Genomic DNA, 8,063 nt, shown 5'->3' with positions numbered 1-8,063 from the left:
CGCCGAACAACATTTTTCGCAGCGAATCAAGGGTCAGTACGCTCATGGTCCAAGTGCGTTTAGCGCCCTCGCCAATGGCGGCCAAAGGCCCGTAACTGACCTCGCGCAACATCTCGGGTGGCCAATCGACACCCTTGACGCCAGCCCCTAGATAGCCGGTCGCAGCCTTGCCTTCACCCTTTGTAGCAAGGGTAAGTGGCACATCCAGTTGAGTACCATCTCGCTCGACACGCAACGAAATTTTTGAATCAGGACGCAGGCGAACCGAATCGACGACCTGTTGCCAATCGCTCAACGGTTGCCCGTCAATCGCCAGCAATCGGTCACCCATCTTCAGACCAGCGGCTTGCGCTGGGCCTTTTGGATCAAGTTCTGCAAGTACCGGCAGTAAGGCTGGACGCCACGGACGAATACCCAACGAACGAATCGGATCGGGCTCATCAGCGCCTTTGAGCCAGTTGACGAGGGTCAACTGGCGTGGAGAATCGACCGTCGAGCCATGCTCATGGACCTGCAAGGCAATCGTACCGCTCTCACCCAGACGCCTAACCAACTGCAAGTTCACTGCGGCCCAGCCAGACGTTGGCTCGCCATCGACGGCGACAATTTCCTGACCGGAGCTCAACCCTGCCTTATCAGCAAGGCTGCCCGCCTCAACGGCCCCAATGACCGGGCGCACTTGCTGACTGCCAAGCATCGCCAAAAACCAAAAAAATACAATCGCCAGCAAAAAATTGGCGACCGGTCCGGCAATCACGATTGCAATACGCTGATAAACGCTTTTGCGGTTGAATGACTGGTGGACCTGATCCGCAGGCACTTCGCCTTCACGCTCATCGAGCATTTTTACGTAACCGCCCAAAGGAATGGCCGCGAGCACATATTCAGTGCCCTTACGGTCATGCCAACGAAGCAATGGCATACCAAAACCTACCGAAAAACGTAAAACTTTGACGCCACACCGCCGGGCCACCCAAAAGTGGCCAAATTCGTGAAAGGTCACCAGCACACCCAGTGCGACCAGGGTGCCAACAATCATATAGAGCGCGCTCATCAACTTCCTCCGTGCCGGCCTGTGCCGTTGCCAGGTGCCTTTATCGCCCGCTGCGACTGAGCCAGTGCTCAGCCAGCGTGCGCGCTTTCAAGTCGATCTCGAATACAGCATCCAATTCTTCTACTGCAATGACAGGCTCAAGATTTAAAACCTCATCAATAATACTCGCGATCTCTGGATAGCGGATGCGCCTATCAAGAAACGCTGCCACTGCCACCTCATTGGCTGCGTTCAGCAGGGCCGGGGCACTGTTTCCGGCTTCAGCCGCCTGACGCGCCAACCGCAGGCATGGAAAACGATGTTCATCTGGCGCCTGAAAATCCAGACGCGCAATACGGAACAGGTCAAGCGGCGCAACCCCTGAATCGATCCGTCGCGGCCAGGCCAGCGCGTGAGCAATGGGTGTGCGCATGTCCGGGTTACCCAACTGCGCCAACACTGAGCCATCAACGTAATCGACCATGGAGTGAATGACGCTTTGCGGATGAATAACCACCTCAACCTGATTCGGCCGTGCATCGAACAACCAGCACGCCTCGATCAGTTCGAGGCCTTTATTCATCATGCTGGCGGAGTCTACAGAAATCTTGCGTCCCATTGACCAATTCGGATGGGCGCAGGCCTGCTCCGGCGAAACGCTCATCAAGTCTGCCAGCGGGGTTTCGCGAAACGGACCGCCAGAAGCGGTCAGCAGTATGCGGCGCACACCGACTGTGCCCAGCCCTTTGGAGTAGTCTGCAGGCAGGCATTGGAAAATTGCGTTGTGCTCACTGTCGATCGGCAACAGCACAGCGCCACTGCGGTGCACTGCCTGCATGAACAAAGCACCGGACATGACCAGCGCTTCTTTGTTGGCCAGCAGGACCTTCTTACCCGCCTCCACTGCCGCCAGGGTAGGACGCAGACCTGCTGCCCCTACGATGGCTGCAAGCACTGTATCAACTTGCGGATGAGCCGCGACTTCGCATAAACCGCTCTCCCCCACCAGCACGCGCGTGTCCAGACCCGCTGCGGCGAGCGCATCTTGCAAGTTGCGCGCGAGTTCCTGCTGCGGCACCACTGCAAACCGTGGCGAATGAAGCACGCACAGGGCCAGCAGTTCTTTTAAACGACTGAAGCCCGTCAACGCGAAGACTTGATACAGTTCTGGGTGCCGAGCGATGACATCCAGCGTACTGAGTCCGACCGAGCCGGTAGCACCCAGGACAGTTATTTGCTGTGGTCGTATCACATGACACCCCAATTGGCAGCCCACAGAAGTACCGCGAAAACCGGGATCGCCGCTGTCAGGCTGTCGATGCGATCCAGCACGCCGCCATGCCCCGGAAGCAGGTTGCTGCTGTCTTTGATGCCGGACTGACGTTTGAACATGCTTTCAGTCAAGTCCCCCACCACCGAAATCAACACCACCACTGCGGCACCAAGCAAACCGAGGAGAAACTGCGAACCCGACCAGCCGCGAAACGAACCGACAACGGCAGTGATCAATAGGCTGGCGATCAACCCGCCAAACATGCCTTCCCAGCTTTTACCGGGACTGACCTTGGCCGCGAGCTTGCGCCGGCCAAAAGCCTTGCCAGAAAAATAGGCACCTATATCCGCACCCCACACCAACACCATCACCGACAGGATCAGCCAATTACCCAGGTCCCACTGCTTGATCAACACCAACCCCTGCCATGCAGGCAATAGAATCAGTAGGCCGATCACCAGCTTGCACGCGGCGCTGGACCAATGAGTACTGGTTCGAGGAAACGTCAGCACGAGAAAAGTTGCCAGTATCCACCACAGCACCGAAGCCCCAAGGACCCAGGGTGCCAAATCAGGCAACACATACATCAGCAGCAGCAACGCAGCGATGACCGCAGCGTAAGCGACGCGTGCAACCTGAGTGGAGAAACCTGCCAGCCGCGCCCACTCCCAAGCACCCAGTGTCACAACAACACCGATGAAAACGGCGAAGCTTCCACCTTCGAGGAGAAAGAATCCGCACAGAGCAATAGGCAGCAGGATCAGTGCGGTGATGATTCTTTGTTTCAGCATTAAGCCCGGGCTCCAGCTTCTATCTGCTCGCTCGTTTTACCGAAGCGACGTTGGCGAGAAGCAAAATCTGCCAGCGCAGTGCGCATGGCTTCGTGTTTGAAGTCCGGCCAAAACAGGTCGGAGAAATACAGCTCGGAGTAGGCAAGTTGCCACAGCAAAAAATTGCTGATGCGGTGCTCACCGCCGGTACGGATGCACAGGTCCGGCAACGGCAAATCGCCGGTTGCCAGGCAGGTTTGCAGGAGTTCCGGGGTAATGTCCTCTGGACGCAGATGACCGCCCTGAACCTCCCGCGCAAGGCGTTGCGCCGCCTGGGCGATATCCCACTGACCGCCATAGTTGGCAGCAATCTGCAGTACAAAGCGATCGTTGCCCGCCGTACGCGTTTCTGCTTCGCGCATGGCAGCTTGCAACTCAGGGTGGAACCGCGAACGGTCGCCAATGATTCGCAAACTGATGGAATTTTCGTTAAGGCGCCGCGTTTCACGGCGCAAAGCCGTAAAGAACAGCTCCATCAGCGCCCCAACCTCCTCGGCCGGGCGCTGCCAGTTCTCACTGGAAAAAGCGAACAGGGTCAACACTTCGACCTTGGCTTCAGCGCAAACCTCTATGACTGCGCGAACCGCATCCACGCCCGCTTTATGCCCGGCGATACCGGGCAACAGACGCTTCTTCGCCCAACGATTATTACCGTCCATGATAATCGCGACATGTCGCGGTACCGGTGACAGCACAGCCTGTTTGGTCTTATCCATAAAACGCACTGACCCTTTATACGGCCATCAGGTCCGCTTCTTTTTGCTTCACAGCAGTTTCGATATCCGCCACGAACTTATCGGTCAGTTTCTGGATGTCATCTGCAGCGCGACGCTCTTCGTCTTCGCTGATTTCTTTCTCTTTGATCAGATCCTTGAACTGACTCAACGAATCGCGACGGATGTTACGCACCGCCACCCGCGCATCTTCCGCAGCATCACGTGCCTGCTTGGTAAAACCCTTGCGGGTTTCTTCAGTAAGCGCAGGCATGGAGATCAACAGCAGCTCACCGAGGTTGGTCGGATTGAAACCCAGGCCCGAGCTCTGAATAGCTTTATCGACCGCCCCCAGCATATTGCGCTCGAAAGCCACAACTTGCAGGGTACGTGAGTCTTTGACCGTAACGTTCGCCACTTGATTCAGTGGAGTATCAGCGCCGTAATACGGCACCATCACACCACCCAGAATGCTTGGGTGGGCCTGGCCGGTGCGGATGCGACTAAAAGCATGAGCCAGCGACTCCAGCGTTTTTTGCATACGCGCCTGAGCGTCTTTTTTTATTTCATTGATCATTGTTGGCCTTCCTCGATCAGGGTTCCTTCAGCGCCACCGTGCACAATATTCAGCAGGGCGCCGGGCTTGTTCATGTTAAATACGCGCAACGGCATCTTGTGGTCACGGCACAGGCAAATGGCCGTCAGGTCCATCACACCCAATTTGCGATCCAGCACTTCATCGTAAGTCAGATGATCGAACTTCTCGGCATGCGGGTCTTTGAACGGGTCCGCAGTGTAAACGCCATCCACCTTGGTTGCCTTTAGCACTACGTCTGCGTCAATCTCGATAGCCCGCAGACAGGCTGCCGAATCGGTTGTGAAAAAAGGGTTACCGGTACCGGCAGCAAAAATCACTACGTCTTTGGCATTCAGGTGACGCATGGCTTTGCGACGATCGTAATGATCAGTCACGCCAACCATGGAAATTGCCGACATCACGATGGCAGAAATATTGGCACGTTCCAGCGCATCGCGCATGGCCAAAGCATTCATCACAGTGGCCAGCATGCCCATGTGGTCGCCCGTGACCCGATCCATGCCAGCTGCACTCAATGCAGCCCCACGAAACAGGTTGCCGCCACCAATCACTAGCCCGACCTGCACGCCAATTCCGACCAGTTGGCCGACTTCAAGGGCCATACGATCAAGGACTTTTGGGTCGATGCCGAACTCTTCCGAGCCCATCAGGGCCTCGCCGCTAAGCTTGAGTAGAATGCGTTTATAGCGAGCCTGATAACCACTGCCCTGCTGAGCCATTGCGAATCTCTCCTGCGGCGTTTAAAAAATTCTGTGCGAGGCTGTTTTCAGCCTGCGCTAACTCTAGCTGACGCTGCGACAGCGTCAGAAGGATGCAGCCTTGTAAGCCACTTCCCAAAGGAAAACAAATTCGTTTTACCTATTTGACGAAGAGGCTGCGCGCGTAAGCGGGCAGCCTCTTCGTTGAGACAGTGAAAAACCGTCTTATTTCTTGCTGGCAGCCAACTGTGCAGCAACTTCTTCAGCGAAGTTATCTACTGGCTTCTCGATGCCTTCGCCCACTGCAAAGCGAGTGAAGGAAACGATTTCAGCGCCGCCCTGCTTGGCCAATGCGCCAACGGTCAGCTCAGGGTTCTTCACGAACGGCTGATTGACCAGGCTGGCTTCAGCGAGGAACTTGCTGATACGACCTGCAACCATTTTTTCAACGATTTCAGGTGGCTTGCCTTTGATCTTGTCTTCGTTGAGGGTCATGAACACGCCTTTCTCGCGTTCAATGGCTTCTGCGGAAACTTCGGTAGGCAGCAAGAACTCAGGAGCGCTGGCAGCAACGTGCATGGCGATGTCTTTAGCCAGCTCGACGGTGCCGCCTTTCAGAGCGACCACAACACCGATTTTGTTGCCGTGCAGGTACGAACCTACAACGTCACCTTCAATACGCGCCAGACGGCGAATGTTGACGTTCTCGCCTACTTTACCAACCAGTACCAAACGATCAGGCTCTTGAGCGGCGATCAGTGGAGCAACGTCGGTCAGTTTGTCAGCGAATGCTTTTTCTACGCTGGCGGCAAGGAACGACTTGAAGTCGTCCTGCAGAGCCAGGAAGTCAGTCTGCGAGTTCACTTCAACGATAACGGCAGCTTTGCCATCATCTTTGATGCTGATCGAGCCTTCAGCAGCAATGTTGCCTGCTTTTTTAGCTGCTTTAATAGCGCCGGATGCACGCATATCGTCGATGGCTTTTTCGATATCGCCGTCAGCCTTGGTCAGGGCCTTTTTGCAATCCATCATGCCTTCGCCGGTGCGCTCGCGCAGTTCTTTAACCAACGCCGCAGTAACTTCTGCCATTTCAAAATTCCTCTTGGATAGGTCTTAAACCATTCCACCCGAGCAAACGGGCGTTCAAATTCTTGAAAACCCTTGCTGGCTGCGGCTCATGACTGCAGGCGGCGCCAACATGGTTTTCGAGGTGGCAAAAAGGGGGCTAAGCCCCCTTTTTGCGTACTGAGTAAACGCTAGGCGTTTGCTACTCAGCCTTCCACTACTGCTGCTGCTGGAGCCTCTTCGACGAATACGTCGGTGCCGCCATTAGCGTTGTTACGACCACGGATAACCGCGTCTGCCATCGAACCCATGTACAACTGAATGGCGCGAATGGCGTCATCGTTACCTGGGATGATGTAGTCAACGCCTTCAGGGCTGCTGTTGGTGTCGACTACGCCGATAACCGGGATACCCAGTTTGTTGGCTTCGGTGATCGCGATGCGCTCGTGATCAACGTCGATGACGAACAGTGCGTCAGGAAGACCGCCCATGTCCTTGATACCACCCAGGCTACGGTCCAGCTTTTCCAGATCGCGAGTACGCATCAGCGCCTCTTTCTTGGTCAGCTTGGTGAACGTGCCGTCTTCTGCCTGAATTTCAAGCTCACGCAGACGCTTGATCGAGGCACGGATGGTTTTGAAGTTGGTCAGCATACCGCCCAACCAGCGGTGATCGACGTAAGGCGAGCCGCAACGTGCAGCTTCTTCAGCGACGATCTTGCCAGCGGAACGCTTGGTGCCGACGAACAGAATCTTGTTTTTGCCCGAAGCCAGTTTCTCAACGAAAGCCAAAGCTTCGTTGAACATAGGCAGGGTTTTTTCAAGGTTGATAATGTGGATCTTGTTACGTGCGCCGAAAATGTATTTACCCATTTTCGGGTTCCAGTAACGGGTTTGGTGACCGAAGTGGACACCAGCTTTCAGCATATCGCGCATGTTGACTTGGGACATGATAGTTCCTTGATAAGTCGGGTTAGGCCTCCACGTATCCCAATGACCAACCAACAGCTTCAAGCTGAGGGCACCCAGGTCATCGTGTCGACACGTGTGTGGGTTTAAGCTCCTGGGACAGACCCCGGAAAGCGGCGCATTTTATATCACAAAAGGCGGGATAACGAAACCCGAAATAAGAACCGCTGAAAACGTGCTTTGCGACGACAATTGAGACCCCGGATGCCTCTTCTTTTATATAGAGTGAAAAAAGCGATGATCACCTCGGGCCTGACGGTCTGTTAGAATCACGTTTTTACACGTTATAGCCGCGCGCCCGTCGCGCCGAGAGAATCTTATGACTGTCACCATCAAGACCCATGAGGACATCGAAAAGATGCGCATCGCCGGCCGCCTCGCCGCCGACGTACTTGAAATGATCGGCAGCTACGTCAAGCCTGGCGTCACCACCGATGAGCTGGACCGCATCTGCCATGACTTTATCGTCAACGAACAAAAGGCGATCCCGGCCCCTCTGAACTACAGAGGCTTCCCCAAATCGATTTGCACCTCGATCAACCACGTTGTGTGCCACGGCATCCCTAACGAGAAGCCGCTCAAGGATGGCGATGTGCTAAATATCGACGTTACGGTCATAAAGGATGGCTACCACGGCGATACCAGCAAAATGTTCCACGTGGGCAAAGTACCCGAGTGGGCCGAGCGCTTGTCGAAGATCACCCAGGAATGCATGTACAAAGGCATTGAGATCGTTCGACCGGGCACCCGCCTTGGCGATATTGGCGAAATCATCCAGAAGCACGCGGAAAAGAACGGTTTTTCTGTAGTCCGTGAATACTGCGGTCACGGCATCGGCACGGTATTCCATGAAGAACCGCAAGTGCTGCACTATGGCCAAGCGGG

General features: G+C 55.2%; 9 protein-coding genes. 1 reads left to right on the top strand and 8 read right to left on the bottom strand.

The window, feature by feature from the left end:
• From rseP to rpsB, 8 genes are all read right to left on the bottom strand, one after another.
• On the bottom strand, positions 1–1,054 hold a 1,054-nt coding region (gene rseP / locus M0974_RS28995; protein WP_297845163.1), incomplete at its 3' end, for an RIP metalloprotease RseP.
• 40 nt (positions 1,055–1,094) lie between these two features.
• Positions 1,095–2,285: a 1-deoxy-D-xylulose-5-phosphate reductoisomerase gene (gene ispC / locus M0974_RS28990; RefSeq protein WP_297845161.1), complete on the bottom strand. Its 1,191-nt coding sequence runs from the start codon at positions 2,283–2,285 to the stop codon at positions 1,095–1,097.
• A complete protein-coding gene (locus M0974_RS28985) occupies positions 2,282–3,097 on the bottom strand; it encodes a phosphatidate cytidylyltransferase (RefSeq protein WP_297845160.1) in 816 nt (271 codons plus the stop codon). The genes ispC and M0974_RS28985 overlap by 4 nt, the downstream gene beginning before the upstream one ends.
• The gene (gene uppS / locus M0974_RS28980) at positions 3,097–3,852 is read right to left on the bottom strand and encodes a polyprenyl diphosphate synthase (RefSeq protein WP_297845159.1); all 756 of its coding nucleotides are present in this window, start codon (positions 3,850–3,852) and stop codon (positions 3,097–3,099) included. Before uppS ends, M0974_RS28985 begins: the two co-directional genes overlap by 1 nt.
• Positions 3,853–3,868: 16 nt before the next feature.
• On the bottom strand, positions 3,869–4,426 hold the full coding sequence (gene frr / locus M0974_RS28975; protein ID WP_297845157.1) for a ribosome recycling factor: 558 nt from the start codon (positions 4,424–4,426) through the stop codon (positions 3,869–3,871).
• Positions 4,423–5,166 carry a UMP kinase gene (gene pyrH, locus M0974_RS28970; protein WP_003440426.1) on the bottom strand — a complete coding sequence of 248 codons (744 nt, stop codon included), beginning with the start codon at positions 5,164–5,166 and terminating at the stop codon, positions 4,423–4,425. Before pyrH ends, frr begins: the two co-directional genes overlap by 4 nt.
• A gap of 204 nt (positions 5,167–5,370) precedes the next feature.
• Positions 5,371–6,234 (bottom strand): translation elongation factor Ts, encoded by an 864-nt coding sequence (gene tsf / locus M0974_RS28965; protein ID WP_297845155.1) that lies wholly within the window; start codon positions 6,232–6,234, stop codon positions 5,371–5,373.
• A 182-nt stretch (positions 6,235–6,416) separates the two neighbouring features.
• Positions 6,417–7,160: a 30S ribosomal protein S2 gene (gene rpsB, locus M0974_RS28960; RefSeq protein ID WP_219061233.1), complete on the bottom strand. Its 744-nt coding sequence runs from the start codon at positions 7,158–7,160 to the stop codon at positions 6,417–6,419.
• 337 nt (positions 7,161–7,497) lie between these two features.
• Between rpsB and map the strand changes: the two genes are divergently transcribed.
• Positions 7,498–8,063: type I methionyl aminopeptidase (map, locus tag M0974_RS28955; RefSeq protein ID WP_297845154.1), on the top strand; the 566-nt coding region annotated here is incomplete at its 3' end.

Origin of the sequence: Pseudomonas sp. (assembly GCF_026224925.1) — a bacterium.
Classification (GTDB): Bacteria; Pseudomonadota; Gammaproteobacteria; order Pseudomonadales; family Pseudomonadaceae; genus Aquipseudomonas.
The sequence above is the reverse complement of the archived record's forward strand: the minus strand, read 5'-3'. Positions and strand labels throughout refer to the sequence as shown.

Excerpts from the sequence above, each read along its gene's own strand:
- M0974_RS28985 (WP_297845160.1), bottom strand. The coding sequence starts at position 3,097 with ATGCTGAAACAAAGAATCATCACCGCACTGATCCTGCTGCCTATTGCT.
- uppS (WP_297845159.1), bottom strand. The coding sequence starts at position 3,852 with ATGGATAAGACCAAACAGGCTGTGCTGTCACCGGTACCGCGACATGTC.
- frr (WP_297845157.1), bottom strand. The coding sequence starts at position 4,426 with ATGATCAATGAAATAAAAAAAGACGCTCAGGCGCGTATGCAAAAAACG.
- pyrH (WP_003440426.1), bottom strand. The coding sequence starts at position 5,166 with ATGGCTCAGCAGGGCAGTGGTTATCAGGCTCGCTATAAACGCATTCTA.
- tsf (WP_297845155.1), bottom strand. The coding sequence starts at position 6,234 with ATGGCAGAAGTTACTGCGGCGTTGGTTAAAGAACTGCGCGAGCGCACC.
- rpsB (WP_219061233.1), bottom strand. The coding sequence starts at position 7,160 with ATGTCCCAAGTCAACATGCGCGATATGCTGAAAGCTGGTGTCCACTTC.